This window comes from Mesorhizobium sp. ZC-5 (assembly GCF_025753855.1).
Lineage (GTDB): Bacteria > Pseudomonadota > Alphaproteobacteria > Rhizobiales > Rhizobiaceae > Neomesorhizobium.
Map to the genome: position 1 here is coordinate 151,709 of NZ_JAOWPT010000005.1, position 19,672 is coordinate 171,380.

The 19,672-nt window shown below is 62.1% G+C and carries 17 protein-coding genes; 9 read left to right on the plus strand and 8 right to left on the minus strand.

Annotated elements, in window-relative coordinates; genetic code table 11:
* The first annotated feature begins 86 nt into the window (after positions 1-86).
* Together dnaE and OHD58_RS15810 are read left to right on the plus strand one after the other, a co-directional pair.
* A complete protein-coding gene (dnaE, locus tag OHD58_RS15805) occupies positions 87-3,566 on the plus strand; it encodes a DNA polymerase III subunit alpha (protein ID WP_412177230.1) in 3,480 nt (1,159 codons plus the stop codon).
* Between the two features lie 117 nt (positions 3,567-3,683).
* Positions 3,684-4,709 carry a serine hydrolase domain-containing protein gene (locus tag OHD58_RS15810; protein ID WP_263804378.1) on the plus strand — a complete coding sequence of 342 codons (1,026 nt, stop codon included), beginning with the start codon at positions 3,684-3,686 and terminating at the stop codon, positions 4,707-4,709.
* Between the two features lie 68 nt (positions 4,710-4,777).
* Here OHD58_RS15810 and OHD58_RS15815 read toward each other — a convergent pair whose 3' ends face one another.
* From OHD58_RS15815 to OHD58_RS15825, 3 genes are all read right to left on the minus strand, one after another.
* The gene (locus tag OHD58_RS15815; RefSeq protein WP_263804379.1) at positions 4,778-6,976 is read right to left on the minus strand and encodes a xanthine dehydrogenase family protein molybdopterin-binding subunit; all 2,199 of its coding nucleotides are present in this window, start codon (positions 6,974-6,976) and stop codon (positions 4,778-4,780) included.
* A gap of 2 nt (positions 6,977-6,978) precedes the next feature.
* Complete coding sequence (locus OHD58_RS15820) at positions 6,979-7,437, minus strand: (2Fe-2S)-binding protein (RefSeq protein WP_263804380.1); 459 nt, start codon at positions 7,435-7,437, stop codon at positions 6,979-6,981.
* A gap of 200 nt (positions 7,438-7,637) precedes the next feature.
* The gene (locus OHD58_RS15825) at positions 7,638-8,528 is read right to left on the minus strand and encodes a DMT family transporter (protein WP_263804381.1); all 891 of its coding nucleotides are present in this window, start codon (positions 8,526-8,528) and stop codon (positions 7,638-7,640) included.
* Between the two features lie 329 nt (positions 8,529-8,857).
* Here OHD58_RS15825 and OHD58_RS15830 point away from each other — a divergent pair, with 329 nt between their 5' ends.
* Together OHD58_RS15830 and OHD58_RS15835 are read left to right on the plus strand one after the other, a co-directional pair.
* Positions 8,858-10,231, plus strand: a complete 1,374-nt coding sequence (locus OHD58_RS15830; protein WP_263804382.1) for a class II 3-deoxy-7-phosphoheptulonate synthase — start codon at positions 8,858-8,860, stop codon at positions 10,229-10,231.
* 513 nt (positions 10,232-10,744) lie between these two features.
* Positions 10,745-11,650 carry a LysR substrate-binding domain-containing protein gene (locus tag OHD58_RS15835; RefSeq protein ID WP_263804383.1) on the plus strand — a complete coding sequence of 302 codons (906 nt, stop codon included), beginning with the start codon at positions 10,745-10,747 and terminating at the stop codon, positions 11,648-11,650.
* Here OHD58_RS15835 and OHD58_RS15840 read toward each other — a convergent pair.
* The 3 genes from OHD58_RS15840 to OHD58_RS15850 form a co-directional block, all read right to left on the minus strand.
* Positions 11,627-12,397: an RES family NAD+ phosphorylase gene (locus tag OHD58_RS15840; protein WP_263804384.1), complete on the minus strand. Its 771-nt coding sequence runs from the start codon at positions 12,395-12,397 to the stop codon at positions 11,627-11,629. The two genes, OHD58_RS15835 and OHD58_RS15840, sit on opposite strands and share 24 nt — an antisense overlap.
* A complete protein-coding gene (locus OHD58_RS15845) occupies positions 12,357-12,734 on the minus strand; it encodes an MbcA/ParS/Xre antitoxin family protein (RefSeq protein WP_263804385.1) in 378 nt (125 codons plus the stop codon). Before OHD58_RS15845 ends, OHD58_RS15840 begins: the two co-directional genes overlap by 41 nt.
* Positions 12,735-12,795: 61 nt before the next feature.
* Positions 12,796-13,869, minus strand: coding sequence for a GGDEF domain-containing protein (locus OHD58_RS15850; RefSeq protein ID WP_263804386.1), 1,074 nt, complete (start codon positions 13,867-13,869; stop codon positions 12,796-12,798).
* A 325-nt stretch (positions 13,870-14,194) separates the two neighbouring features.
* Between OHD58_RS15850 and OHD58_RS15855 the strand changes: the two genes are divergently transcribed.
* Positions 14,195-14,614 (plus strand): GFA family protein, encoded by a 420-nt coding sequence (locus tag OHD58_RS15855; RefSeq protein ID WP_263804387.1) that lies wholly within the window; start codon positions 14,195-14,197, stop codon positions 14,612-14,614.
* 104 nt (positions 14,615-14,718) lie between these two features.
* Complete coding sequence (locus tag OHD58_RS15860) at positions 14,719-15,078, plus strand: diacylglycerol kinase (protein WP_263804388.1); 360 nt, start codon at positions 14,719-14,721, stop codon at positions 15,076-15,078.
* Between the two features lie 18 nt (positions 15,079-15,096).
* On the opposite strand, the gene OHD58_RS15865 is transcribed toward OHD58_RS15860, so the two are convergent.
* Both OHD58_RS15865 and OHD58_RS15870 read right to left on the minus strand, forming a co-directional pair.
* Positions 15,097-15,681, minus strand: coding sequence for a DedA family protein (locus tag OHD58_RS15865; RefSeq protein ID WP_263804389.1), 585 nt, complete (start codon positions 15,679-15,681; stop codon positions 15,097-15,099).
* Entirely contained in the window at positions 15,678-16,241 is a 564-nt protein-coding gene (locus OHD58_RS15870) for a DUF1003 domain-containing protein (RefSeq protein WP_263804390.1), read from the minus strand. The genes OHD58_RS15865 and OHD58_RS15870 overlap by 4 nt, the downstream gene beginning before the upstream one ends.
* Positions 16,242-16,350: 109 nt before the next feature.
* Between OHD58_RS15870 and OHD58_RS15875 the strand changes: the two genes are divergently transcribed.
* From OHD58_RS15875 to OHD58_RS15885, 3 genes are read left to right on the plus strand one after another with little or no spacing between them, the layout of a single operon-like run.
* Positions 16,351-17,064 carry a DNA-3-methyladenine glycosylase I gene (locus tag OHD58_RS15875; RefSeq protein ID WP_263804391.1) on the plus strand — a complete coding sequence of 238 codons (714 nt, stop codon included), beginning with the start codon at positions 16,351-16,353 and terminating at the stop codon, positions 17,062-17,064.
* A gap of 53 nt (positions 17,065-17,117) precedes the next feature.
* Positions 17,118-18,794 carry an NAD+ synthase gene (locus OHD58_RS15880; RefSeq protein ID WP_263804392.1) on the plus strand — a complete coding sequence of 559 codons (1,677 nt, stop codon included), beginning with the start codon at positions 17,118-17,120 and terminating at the stop codon, positions 18,792-18,794.
* 31 nt (positions 18,795-18,825) lie between these two features.
* The gene (locus tag OHD58_RS15885) at positions 18,826-19,248 is read left to right on the plus strand and encodes a GNAT family N-acetyltransferase (RefSeq protein ID WP_263804393.1); all 423 of its coding nucleotides are present in this window, start codon (positions 18,826-18,828) and stop codon (positions 19,246-19,248) included.
* The last annotated feature ends 424 nt before the right edge of the window (positions 19,249-19,672 follow it).

A 19,672-nucleotide genomic window follows, 5' to 3' on the forward strand; every position in this document is an offset into this window, starting at 1 on the left:
TTCGACATGCAGATTCCATTCGACCGGTGACAGACAGACCGATGGCGGCCGACATAACCATACGTGACCCGCTGAAGCGCGAGGCGATGGCGCAGGCGGCGAAGGCGGAAACGCCGGCGCGCCCGTTCATCCATCTGCGTGTCCATTCGGCCTATTCGCTGCTCGAAGGCGCGCTGCCGCTTGCCAAGATCGTCGACCACGCGGCGAAGGATTCCGCACCTGCGATAGCCGTCACCGATACCAACAATCTTTTCGGCGCGCTCGAATTCGCGCAGAAAGCGACCAAGGAAGGCGTCCAACCGATCATCGGCTGCCAGGTCGATCTCGCCTTTGGCGGCGAGGTCAATGAAGGTCAGCGCAGCCATCACCGCAAGGGTCCGGACCTTTTTCCGGTTGTGCTGATCGCTGCCAACGAGGTGGGTTACGGCAATCTCGTCCGTCTCGTCAGCCGCATGTACCTGGACACGCCGCCGGGCGAGGGCGTTCAGTTGCCGGTCGAGGCGATCGACGGGAACTCCGACGGCATCATCTGCCTGACCGGCGGCGAGCGTGGCCCGGTCGGCGCCGCGCTGAAGACCGACCATGCCGCACTCGCCGAATCGAGGCTTGCCGAGCTCAGCCGCCTGTTCAGCGACCGGCTCTATGTCGAGCTCTCCCGCCCCTCCGGCTACGACCGCACGGTCGAGGCGGCCACGATCGAACTCGCCTACCGCCACGACCTGCCGCTGGTCGCCACCAACGAGGCGTTTTTCCCCGCCCGCGACGACTACGAGGCGCATGATGCCCTGATTGCCATTGCAGAGGGCGCCGTCGTGGCTGCGGACGACCGCCGCCGCCTGTCGCCCGACAATTTCCTGAAGAGCCAGGCCGAGATGGCGGCACTTTTCGCCGATATCCCGGAAGCGGTCGACAACACCGTCGAGATCGCCCGGCGCTGTTCCTATTATCCGAAGAATCGCAATCCGATCCTGCCGCGCTTTGCCGCCCGCGACGCCGAGGATGCCAACGCGGCGGTGGAGGCCGAAGCTGAGGAGTTAGCCCGCCAGGCGCGCGAAGGCCTCGCGATGCGCATCGAGACGCGGGGCCTAACTGCGGGCTACAGCGAGGAACAGTACCGCGAACGCCTCGAATACGAACTCGGCATCATCGCCCGGATGAAATATCCGGGCTATTTCCTCATCGTCGCCGACTTCATCAAATGGGCGAAGGCACAGGACATCCCGGTCGGTCCGGGCCGCGGTTCGGGTGCCGGGTCGCTGGTCGCCTACGCGCTCACCATAACCGATGTCGATCCGCTGCGCTTCTCGCTGCTGTTCGAGCGCTTCCTCAATCCAGACCGCGTCTCGATGCCCGACTTCGACATCGACTTCTGCCAGGACCGGCGCGAAGAGGTCATCCGCTACGTCCAGGCGAAGTATGGCCGCGACCAGGTCGGCCAGATCATCACCTTCGGTACGCTGCAGGCGCGCGCGGTGCTGCGCGATGTCGGGCGCGTTCTGCAGATGCCTTACGGACAGGTCGACCGGCTCTGCAAGATGGTGCCGTCCAACCCCGCCAACCCCGTCAAGCTGGCGGACGCCATCGCCAACGAGCCGCGCTTTGCCGAGGAGGCTGAAAAAGAGCCGATCGTCGAAACGTTGCTCGCCATGGCGCAGAAGTTGGAAGGGCTCTATCGCCACGCCTCGACCCACGCCGCCGGCATCGTGATCGGCGACCGGCCGCTGTCGCAACTGGTGCCGATGTACCGCGACCCGCGCTCCGACATGCCGGTCACCCAGTTCAACATGAAATATGTCGAGCAGGCCGGGCTGGTGAAGTTCGACTTCCTCGGCCTGAAGACGCTCACCGTCCTTGAGACTGCGGTAAAGCTCATCCGCCGCCGCGGCATCGATATCGACTTGGCGAAAATCCCGCTCGACGATCCGGACACTTACGCAATGCTGTCGCGCGGCGAGGTGGTCGGCGTGTTCCAGGTGGAATCGGCCGGCATGCGCAAGGCTCTGATCGGCATGCGTCCTGACCGCATCGAGGACATCATCGCGCTGGTGGCGCTTTACCGCCCAGGTCCGATGGAGAACATCCCGACCTACAATGCCCGCAAGCATGGCGAGGAGGAGATGGCGTCGATCCATCCCAAGATCGACCATCTGGTCAAGGAGACGCAAGGCGTCATCGTCTACCAGGAACAGGTGATGCAGATCGCCCAGGAGCTTTCCGGCTATTCACTCGGCGAAGCCGACCTGCTGCGCCGCGCCATGGGCAAGAAGATCCGCGCCGAAATGGACCAGCAGCGGGTGCGCTTCGTCACTGGTGCCGTCGAACGCGGCGTCGGCAAGCCGCAGGCCGATTTCATCTTCGACCTGCTGGCCAAGTTCGCCGACTACGGCTTCAACAAGTCGCACGCCGCCGCCTACGCCATCGTCTCCTACCAGACCGCCTACCTGAAGGCGCATTACCCGGTCGAGTTCCTCGCCGCCTCGATGACGCTCGACATGGGCAACACCGACAAGCTGGCGGATTTCCGCCAGGATGCGCTGCGGCTCGGCATCGACGTTGTGGCCCCGTCGGTGACCAGTTCCTTCCGCAACTTCGAAGTGGGGGAAAATCGCATCTTCTACGCGCTGGCCGCCATCAAGGGCGTTGGCGACGCCGCCGTCGAGCATATCGTCGAAAAGCGGAAGGAGGGGCAGTTCTCCAGTCTTGCCGATTTCTGCGAGCGCGTTGATCCGCGGGTGGTGGGCAAGCGTGTCTTTGAAAGCCTCATCGCAGCCGGTGCGCTGGATTGCTTCGGTCACGACCGCGCCGCGATGATGGCGGGCGTCGAGCGCATGATGGGCATGGCGCAGCGCGCCCAGGAAAACGCCATGTCCGGCCAGACCGACATCTTCGGGATGGCGGCGACCGGGCTGGCGGCCGTCCTGCACCTGCCTGTCGCCGAGCCATGGCTGGCGGCGGAAAAGCTGCACCGCGAATTCCAAGCGGTCGGCTTCTATCTCTCGGCCCATCCGCTCGACGAATACAAGGCGGTGCTCGCCAAGATGCGCGTGCAGAACTGGGCGCAGTTCTCGGCCGGCGTGAAGCAGGGAGCGACCGCCGGCCGGCTTGCCGGCACCGTCACCTCGAAGCAGGAGCGCAAGACCCGCACCGGCAACAAGATGGGCGTCGTGCAGTTTTCCGACACCACCGGCCAGTATGAAGCGGTGCTTTTCTCGGAAGCGCTGGCGCAATATCGCGACATTCTCGAAGCCGGCAGATCCGTCGTTATCACCGTTGCGGCGGAGGACCGGCCGGAAGGCGTTAATCTGCGCATCCAGACCGTTCAACTGCTGGATGATGTAGCGAGCCAGGTGCAGAAGGCGTTGCGTGTTTATGTGCGCGACGAGGGACCAGCAACGACGATTCAATCGCAACTTGCTCAACGCGGTGAAGGTCAGGTGAGCATTATTGTTATCAAGGAAGGACGAGGCGAAGTCGAGATCGGATTGCTCGACCGCTACCGCATCTCACCGCAGATCGCCTCGGCGATGCGCGCCGTTCCCGGCGTTGTCGAGGTCGAACTGGTCTAGCGCCCGCCTGCCGCTTTGCGTGCACGACCCGGTCGCGGATAATCACTTCAGCGTGAGCAGGGTCCATCACGCCGAAGCGGCCACGATTTTGCCGTGCGTTGTCCCTAGCGCGGAATCATGAACCGACGCGCGCTGCTCTCCTTCGTCATTCTGGCATTGGTTTCTCGCAAGGCCGTTGCCCAGAGCGGTCAGGCTCCCGCAATGACCGCCGTTTCGCCGCTCGACGGAATCCTCGAGCGGGCAGGGAGCCTCGGCCAACTCAAGGCGGTCATGGTTGCCCGCAGCGGTGCGATTGTCGCCGAGCGCGGCTACCACGGCAGCAGCGTCACGGAGCCGACCAACATCAAGTCGGCGTCGAAGTCGGTCATCTCGGCCCTGGTCGGCATCGCCATCGACAAGGGCGTCCTGAAAGGGGTGGATCAGAAGATCGCGCCGCTCTTGAGAAGAGATCTGCCGGATAATCCCGATCCGCGGATGGAAGAAATCACCATCGGCAATCTTCTTTCCATGCAGGCCGGGCTGGACCGTATGTCCGGCGCCAACTACGGGCGCTGGGTGTCGAGCCGCAACTGGGTGCGGGAGGCGCTGGCGCAGCCTTTCGTCGACGAACCGGGAGGCGGCATGCTCTATTCAACCGCCTCGACGCATCTGCTCTCGGCCATCCTCACCCGCGTCAGCGGTCGCTCGACGCGCGAGCTGGCTCGCGACTGGCTGGGGCCGCTGGAAAGTTTTTCCATCGGCGGCTGGGAACGCGATCCGCAAGGCATCTATCTCGGCGGCAACCAGATGGCGATGAGCACGCGTTCGCTGCTGGCCTTCGGCGAGTTGTATCGCAACGGCGGCAGGACCGCCGGCGGGCAACAACTGGTATCGCCGGAATGGATCGAACTTTCCTGGCGGCCGCGCACCAATTCGCGCTTCACCGGCGACGCTTACGGGTATGGCTGGTTCCTGCGCGAGATCGGCGGACAGGATGTGCGCTACGCCTGGGGTTATGGCGGGCAGATGCTCTACATCGTGCCGTCGCTCCAACTCACCGTCGCCATGACGTCGGATGAAAACAATCCCGCCGCACGGAACGGATACCGCGACAGTCTGCACAGTCTCGCGGGCGAGATCATCGCCGCGATCGCAAGCAGCTAAACTGGAAAGGGTTGAAAGGAAGGTACCGACGGCCGAATGCCCGCCGGTACCTTCCTTGAGTGCAGCCCTTACGCCGACAGGCCCTTGGTGATCGGCAGGCTGCGGATGGTCTTTCCGGTCGCCGCCCTCAGCGCATTGGCGACGGCCGGGCCGATCGGCGGCACGCCCGGCTCGCCGACGCCGGTAGGCGGCTCGTCGGACGCCACGATGTGCACCTCGACCTTCGGCATCTGGTCGATGCGCAGCGGCGTGTAGGTGTCATAGTTCTCCTGGTCCACCACGCCGCCGGTGAGCGTCAGTTCCTCCTGCAGGATGGCGCCAAGCCCGAAGCCGATGCCGCCTTCCATCTGCGCGCGGATCTGGTCGGGATTGATGGCGATGCCGCAATCGACCGCGCAGACCACGCGGTCGACGGTGAAGTCGCTGGCGCTCTTGAAGGTGATCTCCACCACCTCCGCCACATAGGTCGAGAAGCTCTCATGCAGGGCGACGCCGCGAAAGCGGCCTTCCGGCAGCGGTGTGTCCCAGCCGGCTTTCTCCGCCGCAAGCCGCAGCACGGCGGCATGGCGCGGATGCGCGTCGAGCATCGACAGGCGGAACTCAACGGGGTCGCGCTTGGCCTCCAACGCAAGTTCGTCGATGAAGGTCTCCATCACGTAAGCCGTGTGCGTCGAGCCGACCGACCGCCACCACAGGACCGGGATGTTTACGTCCGTCGTAGTCAGGTCGACCTTCAAGTTGGGCACCGCATAGGGAAGGTTGGAAGCGCCCTCGACCGAGGTGGGGTCGACGCCGTTCTCGATCATCGCCGCCATCGGCGTGCCTCCCATGATCGACTGCCCGACGATATGGTCCTGCAGCGCGACGAGTTTGCCGTCCTTGTCGAGCCCTGCCTTGATCGCGTGGACATAAGCGGGCCGGTAGCGGCCGCCGCGCATGTCGTTCTCGCGCGTCCACTGCACCTTGACCGGCTTGCCGGGACCGAGCGCCTTCGCCACGGCGACCGCTTCGACAACCAGATCGGCGTCCGCGACGGCGCGGCGGCCGAAGCTGCCGCCGGTCTTCAGGACGTGCAGCCTGACCTTGTCCGGTGTGGTTCCGGCAACCTGGGCTGCGGCGGCCTGGTAGATGTCGGGCATCTGATGACCGCCCCAGACCTCCACGGTGCCGTCCGCGTCGATCCGCGCAACCGCATTCAGCGGCTCGATCGACGCATGGGCGAGATAGGGGAACTCGTATCGCCCTTCGACAACCTTGGCTGCCCCGGCCAGCGCCGCGGCGACATCGCCGTCATTGCGGGCCGTGGCTTTGGCCGGACCTTCGGCGAGCTTGTTGTACTCCGCCATGATCTCTGCGGTGCCGCGCTGCTCGGCTTTGGCCTCATTCCATTCGACAGTCACGAGGTCGCGGCCCTTGAGCGCCGCCCACATGTTCTGGCCGACCACCGCGATGCCGCGCGGCGTCTGGACCACGTCGACGACGCCGTCGAACGCTTTCGCCTTGGCAGCGTCGAAGCTGGTCACTTCGGCCCCGAACTTCGGCGGATGGATCATCACCGCGGTCAGCAGCCCGTCCATCTTCACGTCGATCGTGTAGGACTGGGTGCCGTTGGCTTTCCCGGCGGAATCGTAGCGCTTCAGCGTGTCGGAGCCGATCTGGGTCCACTTGTCGCGCGACTTCAGCGGCACGTCCTCGGGAACCGGCATGCCCGCCGCGGCTTGCGCCAGCTCGCCAAAGGTGGCGCGCTTGTCCGATCCATGGGAGATCACACCCGAAGCCGCCGTGACCTCGCTGTCCGGCACGCTCCATTCCTTTGCGGCCGCCGCGACCAGCATTGCGCGGGCCGCCGCGCCAGCCTTGCGATAGCGCTCCCAGGATGAAGTCATCGACGTAGAGCCGCCTGTACCCTGGAAGGCGCCGCCCCAGGCAAGATTGCCGAAGAGCGCGGTGTTTCCGGAGCCGCCGACCACGTCGACCTGCGCCCAGTCGCCGTCGAGCTCTTCCATCACCAGCGTCGCGATGCCGAAATAGGAGCCTTGCCCCATTTCGAACTGGGACGAATGGATGATGATGCGGTTCTCCGGCGTGATCTCGACATAGGTCTGGAACGGGTTGGCCTGCGCGGCTGCCGGCGCCGCTTGAGCGATCGCCGGGTTGCCGGCGATCAGTCGGTAGCCGACAGCAAGGCCGGTGGCTGCGGTGGCGCCGAGAAGGAACTGGCGGCGGGTCGGCTTGACGGCTTCTTTCTTCATCAAAAACTGCAGCATGGTCATGCCTCCAGCCGGTTTGCGGCTTCGTGGATTGCCGCGCGGATGCGTTGGTAGGTTGCGCAGCGGCAGAGATTGCCGCTCATCGCCGAATCGATGTCGTCGTCGGTCGGCTTCGGCGTTTCGGCCAAAAGCGCGGTTGCCGACATGATCTGGCCCGACTGGCAGTAGCCGCATTGCGGCACGTCGAGCTCTGCCCACACCGTCTGCACCGTCTCGCTGACCTTGCCGGAGAGGCCCTCGATCGTGGTGACCGACATGCCTTCCACGTCGCCGATGGCGGTCTGGCAGGAGCGGGTCGGCGATCCGTCGATATGCACGGTACAGGCGCCGCATTGCGCCATGCCGCAGCCGAATTTCGTCCCGGTCAGTCCGATCACGTCGCGGATTGCCCAGAGCAACGGCATCTCCGGATCGGCGTCGAGCGTTTGCGCTTCGCCATTGAGGGTAAAAGCGACCATGGGATGCTCTCCTTTTTTGAGCAAATTGGTGCCTACGCCTCGGGTGGCTGGGCTCGGGACGCATTGCGTCGAGGCGTAGCTTCCTCAAGCGTACGGTCGCGGTGCCATTCCTAGCAAGATCGATACTGTTCAATCGCGCGATCGTGATGGCGGAAGGGACGGCTGCACGTTCGCGTGATGCCGTCGTGACGCAGGTTCGTTCACGGCATGGGTGTAACCGCCATGTCGGCTGGCTTGCCACGCCGCCTTGGCAGGTTGAGGAGATTGCCGGTCAGGATCAGCGCCGCGCCGGCCGCGGTGAAAAGATCGATCTGCTCGGCATACAGCAGCCAGCCGATGAGTGCTGCCAGCGGCACCCGCAGGAAATCCATCGGCATGATGACGGTGGCGTCGGCATGCGCCAGCGCCCGCGCCATGCAGAAATGCGAGAACGTGCCCGAAAAGGCTATGACGAAGATCCACGGCCACACGCTCGCCGGCGGCGTCTGCCAGACCTGGATGGCGGGAATGATGCCTGCCGCCGACTGGATGATGAGCATCCAGAAGATGATTCTCACGACGCTGTCGGTGCGGGTGAGCGACTTCGTCATGACGATCGATATGCCGAAGGCCAAAGCGGCGCCCAGCACCACCAGATGCCCGGGGTTCACCGTGTCGAGCCCGGGACGGACGATGACGGTGACGCCGATCAGGCCGAACACGATCGCCGTGATCCGCGCCGCGTCCAGTCTTTCGCCCAGCACCACCACCGCCAGGAGCGCCGTCCAGATCGGCGTGGTGAATTCGATCGAGATCAGTTGCGCCAGCGGGATGAGCGTCAGCGCGTAGAGCCAAGCGGTCTGGCCGGCATAATGGATGAGGTTGCGGCCGAGATGCTGCAGCGGATGCGCGGTCTTCATCGCCCGCAGCCCGCCGGCCCGGTAGACCAGCGGCAGCAGCATGATGAACCCGAGCACCGAACGCATCTCCATCACCTGGAAGATGTTCAGCACTTCGGTCGTCTCGCGGCCCGCCACCGCCATCACGAGGAAGCAGGTGATGGCTCCCGCCATCCACAGCACGGCCTTGAGGTTGGATTGTTCCGGCAACATCGGCGCTATCTCGCAACCGCGCCCCGCAATCGCAACACCTGGTCGCGGTTTTCGTATGGGCCAGCACGCGCAACCTGTTGAGGCCGGCATGCCGATGAAGCGCGAGGCGGCGCCTCGACTAATCTCCCCACTTATGGGGGAGATGGCCGGCAGGCCAGAGGGTACGAACGAGCGGAGGACGATCAAGATATGGCGAGGAATCATGCATCGCATCCTGCCCAAAAGCGGTCTAGAATAGCGATCCGGCTTCGTGTAATGAGCCGCGATCCCCATATTGGGGCGAAAAGGCGGGCAATCCGTGCCCGTATGGAACAGCGTTGGGTGCGACAATGACGAAATGGTCACCAAATTCCTGGAGAGCAAAGCCGATCCAGCAGGTGCCGGCCTATCCGGATGCGGCTGCCTTGGCTGAGACCGAGGCCCGTCTTGCCACCTTTCCGCCGCTCGTTTTTGCAGGTGAGGCGCGCAAGCTGAAGAAGCAGCTTGCACAGGTCTCTGCCGGTGACGCATTTCTTCTTCAGGGCGGTGACTGCGCCGAGAGCTTCGCGGAACATGGCGCCGACAACATCCGCGACTTCTTCCGCGTCTTCCTGCAGATGTCGGTGGTGCTGACCTTCGCCGGCTCGCAGCCGGTGGTGAAGGTCGGCCGCGTCGCCGGACAGTTCGCGAAACCCCGGTCCTCCGAGTTCGAAACCAAGGACGGCGTTTCGCTGCTGACCTACCGCGGCGATATCGTCAACGGCACCGGCTTCGACGAGAAGTCGCGCACGCCCGATCCGGCGCGCCAGGAAATGGCTTACCGCCAGTCGGCGGCGACGCTCAACCTGCTGCGGGCCTTCGCGCAGGGCGGCTACGCCAACCTCGAGAACGTCCACAAATGGATGCTCGGCTTCGTCTCGGACAGCCCGCAGGGCGAGCGTTACGAGGCGCTGGCCAACCGCATCACCGAGACGATGGATTTCATGCGTGCCGTCGGCATCACGTCGGAGACGAACTATGCGCTCCGCGAGACCGATTTCTACACCAGTCACGAGGCGCTGCTGCTCGGCTACGAGGAGGCGCTGACGCGCGTCGATTCCACCTCGGGCGACTGGTATGCCACGTCGGGGCACATGATCTGGGTCGGCGACCGTACTCGCCAGCCCGACCATGCGCATATAGAATACTGCCGCGGCATCAAGAACCCGCTCGGCCTCAAATGCGGTCCGTCGATGACGGCGGATGGGCTGTTGAACCTCATCGACATCCTCAATCCGGAAAACGAGGCCGGCCGCCTGACGCTGATCGCGCGTTTCGGCGCCGACAAGGCCGGTGAGCATCTGCCGAAGCTTATCCGCGCCGTCGAGAAGGAAGGCCGCAAGGTCGTATGGTCGTGCGATCCGATGCATGGCAACACGATCACCGCCGCCGGCTACAAGACCCGGCCGTTCGACCGCATCCTGAAGGAGGTGCAGACCTTCTTCGACGTGCATCGCGCCGAAGGCACGCATCCAGGCGGCATCCACATCGAGATGACCGGCAACAACGTCACCGAATGCACCGGCGGCGCCCGCGCCATCCGTGACGAGGACCTGCAGGACCGCTACCACACCCATTGCGATCCGCGCCTCAATGCCGACCAGGCCATCGAACTGGCTTTCCTGACATCGGATCTTCTCAAGAAGGGCCAGGTCAAGCACACGCACACCCAAGCGGCCGAGTAAGCCTTGCTCTGACGGCTTGCAATCAATCAAAAAGGCGCCGGAGAAAACCGGCGCCTTTTTGTTCACGTCGTCTCTGGAGGCGTTAGACTCGGTGGATGCCGATATCAGCCAACCAGCTTTGGAACCGACTAAAAGCTTATGCGTCAGTCCGTTGCCCTTGTTTGCGCGACGTCTTTGCGGCGCCGGGCCGGGTGGGACAATCATGTTCCCTGCTTGCCGGCGTTCCACCCGCCTTGGGAAACAGGACATCCAGCGTGAGCGGCTCCTGCACTTTCCGATATCTATGCTCGCTTAGGCGGAAGTAGCCGATATCACGAAGCTGGCTGTCGTTCAGGTCCTCCAGGGACGCATCCCGTCGTCCACGGCTCCGGAAAATGCTGAAGAATTCCGTCAGTACCCTCATTCCTCACCTCGCATGCGTTTATGCAGATCGCCTGCCGAGTTGGAAAATGGGGATTGCGGCCTGAACCGACAAAGCGAATTATCGCTATCTGCCATAAAGAATGCTTATGTATGAGCATGAAGCTGCCGCCAATTGCCGCCATCAGGGCCTTCGAGGCTGCCGCCCGGCACCAGAGCTTTACTAAAGCCGCCGAGGAACTCGGCATGACGCAGGCTGCGGTAAGTTACCAGATACGGCTTCTGGAAGACCGGGTGGGGACACCGCTGTTCATCCGCGAACCGCGCCAGGTGACGCTGACCGCCACCGGCCGCAGCCTGTCGCCGAAGGTAACCGAGGCACTGGACCTGCTCGGGTCGGCTTTCATCGAAATTGCCGAGAAAGCCAGGCTCGACCTTGCTATTTCTGTCCTCCCGACGATTGCGTCCGCCTGGCTCGTCCCGCGCCTTTCGTCGTTTCAGGCGGCCAATCCGAATATCAAGATCAACCTGCACACCTCCAACGAAATGGTCGATTTCATCAAGGAGGACATCGACCTGGTAGTGCTCAGCGGTAATGGCAATTGGCCGGGAAACGATGTCTTTCCGTTGTTTCCGATCGAATACACGCCGGTCTGCACGCCCGAATTCCGCGACCGCAACAGGCTCACCCAACCGTCCGATCTTCTGGCTGTCCGCCGCTTCGGTTCGCCTGGCTGGTGGCGGCGCTGGTTGACGGAGGCTGGAGTGGAAAACCTGGACGAAGGCAACCAGATGGGCCTCGTGCTCGGCGTCCAGGCGATGGACGTCGCCGTCACGCTGCTCGGGCAGGGGGTCGCCATGGTTGTTCCGACCTTCTTCGTGGATGAACTGAAGAACGGCCGACTGGTGCAGCCGTTCACGCATGTCGTGGAGGACGGTCGCGGCTATTTCCTAGTCTACCCTGAAGCTCGCCGGCGTTCGCGAAAAATCCAGCTCTTCCGCGATTGGATCATCGCCGAGGCGGAGGCGACGCGCTCATCGCTTGCGGTCCCAGCGTAACGATTTGAGCCGCGGGTCATCGAAGGAGGTACGATCGAAACCGATGCGCTTTTCCGGGAATTCGCAGAGCGCCTGCACGCCCGACGCACTGAGCCGTATCCGCCAGGTTTGCCGGTCGAGCGGCCGCGGTTTGGCGAAGGCGCGGCAGGAAAGTGCTGCAACGTTGGCCCGCCGTTGCGGATCGCGCACGGAGATGTAGCGGATCGCCTCCATCTCGGCCTCCCGTGCGGTATCGGCCAGCTGCTGGCACGCTTCGTAATCGGTCGGATGCGTCCATTTCGCCGCGTCCCGGTCGAGCGGCGGTCTGGTGAGGTCGACGGCCTTGTCGGTACGGATCGCTGCGGAGAAGGCGGTGTATTCGGCGGCGTCCTTCGGCCACGGCGTATCGGGCGATTCGGCAAAGAACAGCAGCCGGTAGAACGCCATTTCGGCCACCGCCGTCACCACGTTCTCGGCCGCATAATAGACGCCCTTCGTCCGGCCGGCCCTGCGGAAGCGCGAACCGAAAGGATAGGGCGAACCGTAGCGGAACGGCGTCGCCAGCAGGTAGTCGAGATGGCGGCATTCCGCCGGGATCGCGGGCTTGGTTTCTTCGATGAGGTCTTCCAGCAGCGCCTGCTCGTCCAGGCTGTCCACCAGCTTCAGCGTGGATATGCGGTGCTGCGCTTCCACCATGCGCCAGCACTTGCCTTCGAGGTGGATGGCCTCAGACGAGAGCGCGGCGGGAGTCCAGATAGGCGATGACATTGAAAAGGCCGGAAATCGTGAGGATTTTTTCGAGCGGCTTGCCGTCGAGCGCGCTGTTGAAGCTCTTCAGCCAGGCGCGCGAAACGGTTTCGTCGCCGCCGGTGATCGCGTCGAGGGAGCGGAACAGGCGCACGAACAGCACCGCGAGCTCGAACGGCTTGCTGCCCTGTTCCAGCGCGAATTCCTGCCGGCGCATTCTAGAAACCGTGGCTTCGGAAACGCCGATGACGGCGGCAAAGGTGCGCGCGGTGACATCGAGCTGTTCGGCAGCGCGCAACGCTGCCTTGGTGATGACGGCGCCTTCCTGTGATGTGATCCGCGGGACTGGCTTCAGCATTTTGATTTTCCTTTCCACGGGAAATATAGTGCATAAAACTTCCTGTGGAAAGGGATTGTCGTCAATCCCGTCGGTAGAGCAGCCAGTTTTTGCCGGGTTTTCCACCGGCGGTGGTGGAATATCTCGTCACCTGGTTCCGTCCCCCGACCTTGGAACGGTACATCGCGCGGTCGGCCTTTGCATAGAGGTCTTCCGAGCCGTCGGCTTCGGATGCCATGCAGATGCCCATCGAAATGGTGACCGGGCCGTAGTTCTCACCGGTCTGAATGTTGCCGAACGGCGTCTGGTGGATCGCATCGCGGATGCGGTCTGCCAATTCAAAAGTCGCTTCTTCGCTGGTCCCCTCGACGATAAGCGCGAACTCCTCGCCCCCGGTCCGGGCGACGAAAGCGTCTTCGTTGACATTCGCCTTCAGGATTTCCGCGATGATCTGCAGGATGCGATCGCCGACCGGATGGCCGTGATGATCATTGATCTCCTTGAACCGATCGATGTCGGCAAGGATCAGCGCATTGAACAATATGCCCGTCTTGTTGTCGTAGATACTGGCGATCCGCCTGTCGAAGGCGCGGCGATTCCAGATGTGCGTCAGCGGGTCGGTGTCGGCGAGTTTTTTGTATTCCTCGAGTTTCGTCTTCACCGTCTCGAGTTCGGCGCTCTTGTCGCTGAGCGAACTCGCGGCTTGCTTTCCATGGTCGATCGTCGAAGTGGTCGCGACTGTCATCACCCCGACGATCTTCTGCAACAGGTCCTTGGTCACAGTGTCGCGATTGGCGAGACCGCTCGACGTCTCGCCGAGGATTTTTCCATACTTTTCCAAGTGGCATCGTTCGTTTCTAATGATCGAGGCGATTTCCTCGAGTTCCTTGGCGATCACTTCGCGCGCGTTCTCGACGACGCCATGGCCATGGTTCTGGGCGAAGAATTTTCGACCGATCCTGTCGAGATCTTCCTGCGTCGGCTGGTTGCCGAGCGAAACCACCTCCAGGCTGAGCGCGTGGTTCGATCCGTTCAGCGCCTCATAAAAGATTTCATAGTTGCGTGGCAGGCCGAGTACGCCCATCTGCCGCATGGTCACCGCAATCGTCGTTGCGATGTCGGTCACGCGATCTTCCGCAGTACTCGCTGCTTGCATTCTATCCCGCCGGCCCTGAAGCATTCGGCAAAGGCGACGCCCTGCAGAATGCACTTTCCCTCCCGCAACATAGAACAACGCCGCTAAAGCTTCCTTAAGCCGGAAGAACCCTAAACAACTGTTCCAGAAACAATATCGTACGAGTCTTATGTCTTATGTTGACATACAAAGCAGATATTCCGGTTTCCGCCGGAGAGATTGCCTTCGCCAGCGCGGCGCTTGAGGCAAGCCGAGTCGCAAATCTCTGATCGTTCGTTGAAAATTTTGCGATTCTTCCGGATGCGCGAAAATGCGAAGAGGCCGATCCAGACGATGGGAGGAAAAAATGGCTGAGATTCACACCGGTTCATGTCTTTGCGGTGCGGTCCGCTTCAAGACGAGCGGGAGATTGCGCGGCGTGGTCTATTGCCATTGCTCGCAATGCCGCAAGCAATCCGGCCACTATTACGCGGCGACGAATGTCACGGATGTCGACCTGGAAGTTACCGGCGGCGAAAATCTGACCTGGTACAACGCCAGCGACGCAGCCCGTCGCGGGTTTTGCAAGGTCTGCGGCTCGGCTCTCTTCTGGAAACACAACGATCTTGCCGAAATATCCATAATGGCTGGTTCGTTCGACCAGCCATCCGGCCTGAAGGGCGAAAGGCATATCTTCGTCGAGGACAAGGGCGAATATTACGAAATCGACGACGGCCTGCCGTGCCATACCCGCTCGACGGCGTCGATCCGGGTCGCGAATGACTGACGGTTACAGCATGCACGACTCTTTGCCGGCATTCCTGGCTGTTCGAGAAGGCGTTCTGTGCGGTACATGATCGCATTCTCGGGCTCGGAGAGGGATTCGGCTGGATGGAACGGCTGATCAAGGCATTTCAAAATTCGATGCGGGCGGCGCGGCATCTCATGCGTCATGAAGCGGCTTTCCAGCAGGAACTAGCCTTGCTGGTGATCGCGCTGCCGCTCGGCTGGTTTATCGCAACGACCTGGCGCGGCTACGCGCTGCTCATCGGTTCGGTGCTGCTGATGATTATGGTCGAAGTGCTGAACACTGGCATCGAAGCAGCCTGCGATGCCGTCTCGCGTGAATTCAACATCGACATCAAACTCGCCAAGGATTGCGGTTCGCTCGCCGTGCTGATCTCGGTCGTGCTTGCCGCGGGTGTCTGGGGCATCGCCATCATCGAGCGCATCACCGGTCTCGCGATCTAGGCTGGCCGTGGCTGGCGGTCAGTCGTTTTTCTTCCCGTTTCGGAAGAAATGGTGGGCAGCGTACCATGCGAGCGCGGTGATCACCAATCCGCCGATGAGGGCGAAGATCAGCCGCTGGTGTTCGACCAGCGCTTCACCGAGCAGCTTTTCGGCACCCAGGCCTCCGAGGTAACCGATCGACCCGAACAGTGTGACCCACACCAGCGAGGACAACGCGTTGAGGAGAAGGAAGCGTCCCACCGCAATACCTGACAATCCGGCGGTTACGCCTCCGACGACCCGCATGCCATAGGCATAACGGTTGAAGAAAACGAAGGTGTTCGGGTATCGGGTAACGAGCCGGTGCGCGTGGCTGAAACCCGGTTTTTTCCGCATCCGCAACACAAAGGCATTCTCGGAATAGTGCCGTCCGAGAAAGAACAGCGCCGCGTCGCCGAGAAAGGATCCGGCGAAGGCCACCGAGAAGACCTGCCAGGGTACGAATACCCGTTGATGGGCGAAGAAGCCGCCGAGGATGGCGGCGCTTTCACCTTCCGCGAAGCAGCCGACAAACACGGCGAGCAGTCCGTACTTGGTAATCAGGAAATGGAACGTCTCGGTCATCCGGGCTGGCCGCGCTCGCCAAGGCGTTCCTCGAGACGCAGAACGGCGCCGGTGAGTTCCGCAAGCTTGTCGCGTACGGCCAGCAATTCGCCATGCCGCAATTCGTCGAGTTTTTCATGCAGCGCCATGATCTCGATTTCGGCCTTGAGGTTGACCTCGTAGTCGTGTGACGCGTCTAGGCGGTCGCGTTCGGCCTGCCTGTTCTGCGACATCATGATGACCGGCGCCTGCAGCGCGGCCAGCATCGAGAGGATGAGATTGAGAAAGACGTAAGGGTAGGGGTCGAAGGCGCCGGTAGCGAGAAGCACGGTATTCAGGGTCGACCAGGCTACAAGGAAGATAAGGAAGCTGATGATGAAGGTCCACGAGCCTCCAACCCTGGCGATCGAATCGGCGATGCGTTCGCCGATCTTCTGGTCGTCCGCATGAGCCTGAAACTGGTCTCGCGATATCGGCTTTCGGTCGATGGCACTCTGCAATACCCGGCGCTCGGCGTCGCTCAGCGAATCGGCATTGCGGGTAAGCCAGCGAAGGGCGAGGTCGGCCACGGTCTTGTTCATCACGCTCCTCGCTCCACAGTATCCAGGTTGCGCGCCATGGCCCGACTATATGAAGATGCTCCGCCATTCCACCCACGAATGGGCGATTTGACGGCTGAGGGAGAGGCGAATGTCCACTTTTGCGAAGATCCGTGCCCGTGCCGCAAAGCGCAAAGGCGGTGAAGAAGTGTTGCAATCGCTGCTCGGACCGATGCCGAGCAATGCTGCAGTTGCCGGTATAACAGACGACCGCATTCTCTCGACGATCGCCAAGCGTATATTTTCTGCCGGTTTCGTCTGGAGTGTCATCGAGCAGAAATGGCCTGGCTTCGAGGAAGCTTTCCTCGGCTTCGAACCAAAGCGGCTGCTCTTCCAGCCAGACGATTTCTGGTACGAACTCGCATCCGACAAGCGTATCGTGCGCAATCCGCAGAAGATCAAGTCGGTGAAGGAGAACGCCGCTTTCGTCGAGCGGATGTCGAAAGAACATGGTGGGTTCGGAAAATTCCTCAGCCGATGGCCGAAAGACGACCAGATCGGCCTGACTGCTTATCTCGGCAAGCACGGCAGCCGGCTTGGCGGTAACACCGGCCAGTATTTCCTGCGCTGGATCGGCTGGGATGCCTTCATCATGTCGCGCGACCTGGTTGCGGCATTACGCGACAGCGGCCTCGACGTGGCGGAAAGCCCCACATCGAAACGCGATCTGGCGCGGATACAGGAGCAGATGAACGCCTGGGCCGAAGAAACCGGCCTGCCTTACCGGCACCTTTCCCGCATTCTTTCGATGTCGATCGGCGAAAACAACCCGCCCGAGGTCTTGAGTGAATATATGGGAATCTAGTGGCACAAGCGAACAGCATTGCCGCCCGAAAGCCGCCGCGCTAAACCGCTTCCATGACCAAGCGCCTCGATGTTCTCCGCATAGCCGTAGCCCAATTGAACCCGACAGTCGGTGATGTCGCCGGCAATCTCGCCAAGGCACGCGAGGCACGCGCCGATGCGGCGCGCCAGGGCGCGGACCTGGTGCTTTTCACCGAACTGTTCATCGCCGGATATCCGCCCGAGGATCTGGTGCTGAAGCCGGCCTTCCTTGCCGCCTGCGAGCGCGCGGTCAAGGAATTTGCCGAGGACACGGCCGACGGCGGCCCGGGGGTCATCATCGGGACGCCGTTGAAGCGCGAGAGCGGCACCCACAATTCGGTGGTTGTCGCCGATGGTGGCAAGATTATCGCCGAGCGTTTCAAGGTCGACCTGCCGAACTACGGCGAATTCGACGAAAAGCGTGTGTTCCAGGCTGGACCGGACATGCCCGGACCGGTCAATTTTCGCGGTGTCAGGCTCGGTATCCCGATCTGCGAGGATATCTGGGGCGATCTCGGCGTCTGCGAAACGCTGGCTGAGAGCGGCGCCGAAATCCTGGTCGTGCCGAACGGCTCGCCCTACTACCGAGGCAAGCTCGACGTTCGCCACCAGGTGGTGATCCGCCAGGTGATCGAAAGCGGCCTGCCGCTGCTCTTCGCCAACCAGCTTGGCGGCCAGGACGAGTTGATCTTCGACGGCGCCTCCTTCGCCATATCCGCCGCGAAGACGCTCGCCTTCCAGATGAGCCAGTTCGAGGAAGCGGTTGTCACAACCCTCTGGAAGCGTGGGGAAGAAGGCTGGGCCTGCGCCGACGGGCCGATGTCGAAAATACCCGACAAGGAAGAGGCCGATTACCGAGCCTGCATGCTCGGCTTGCGCGACTATGTGAACAAGAACGGTTTCAAGAATGTCGTGCTGGGCCTTTCCGGCGGCATCGACTCGGCGATCTGCGCGGCACTTGCCGTCGACGCGCTTGGCGAAGAGCGGCTGCGCGCGGTCATGATGCCTTATCGCTATACGTCGAAGGATTCGCTGAAGGACGCCGAGGATTGCGCCCGTGCGTTGGGCTGTCGCTACGACATCGTACCGATCTTCGAGCCGGTCGACGGCTTTAACCATACGCTGACGCAATTGTTCGAGGGTACCAAGGAAGGCATCACCGAGGAAAACCTGCAAAGCCGCGCCCGCGGCACCATCCTGATGGCGATCTCCAACAAGTTCGGCTCGATGGTCGTCACCACCGGCAACAAAAGCGAGATGTCGGTCGGCTATGCAACGCTTTATGGCGACATGAACGGCGGCTTCAATCCAATCAAGGACCTCTACAAGATGCAGGTCTATGCGCTGTCTGCGTGGCGCAACACGACCGTGCCGCCCGGGGCGCTCGGCCCCTCGGGCGAGGTGATCCCGAAGAACATCATCGACAAGGCGCCGTCCGCCGAACTCAGGGAGAACCAGACCGACCAGGACTCGCTGCCTCCCTATCCGGTGCTCGACGACATTCTGGAATGCCTGGTTGAGAACGAGATGGGCGTCGACGAGATCGTCGCGCGCGGTCACAACCGCGAAACGGTGCATCGCATCGAGCATCTGCTCTACGTCGCCGAATACAAGCGGCGGCAGGCGGCACCCGGGGTGAAGATCACCAGGAAGAATTTCGGCCGCGACCGCCGCTACCCGATCACCAACAGGTTCAGGGATCGCGGCTGAGCCGGCGGTGCCTATTTCGGAGCCGTACGTATTGCCCGACATTGAAATCAGTTTCGACCGTTCGCGCATCGACTTCAGGGCGACGTCCGATGTGATCAAGGCGAGCTATTGGGGTGACGGACGCACCGACGAGGGGCATCGGCGCGCTTTCGAAAACTCGCTCTGCGTTGGCGCTTATATGGATGGAAGGCAGGTGGGCTTCGGCCGAGTCGTCAGCGATTATGCCTATTTCGCTTATCTCGCTGACATCGTAATTTGGCCGGACTTTCGCGGCGCAGGCATCGGCACCAGGTTGATCCAGGCTTTGCTCGACCATCCCGAACTCGCATCCGTCGAAGGCTGGAGCCTGCGCACCAGCGATGCCCACGAACTTTATGCGCGGTTCGGATTCGTGACGCAGAACGACGGCATGTACATGCGGCTGGTGCGTGAGCCACGCAGGTTGCCGGAATAACTACGCTCGCGCCGTTAACGGCCTGTGCCAAAATCGCAGGCGCGTTCGCGTCGGCGCTGCTGTCCCGAATTCGTGTCGGCTAAACTGTTGCAAACTTGCCTCATGGGTTGTGCCAGTTGGTTTTTTACACGTTGAGGGGTTGGCGTGGCGAATTGCCTCTCTTATAAGCACCTCTCCGCATCCCTCTGCGGGAGGTACGAATGGCAGTATTCAACAGTGTTGTTGTGCGAGGTCGCGAGGCCTAGGTCTTCAGCTTCGCTCCGGTAGGAGCGGCAGGCTGCAGAACAGGCATCGTTAGATCTCGGTCCCCGCCCGCGCAAAGACGGGCCGGTTGCCAATTTTCGCGTCATACATCGTTTTCGAACGACATTTTCGTTCTCCACGGTGTTCCATTTTTCAGAACTTTCTTGGGAACGGGCGCCTT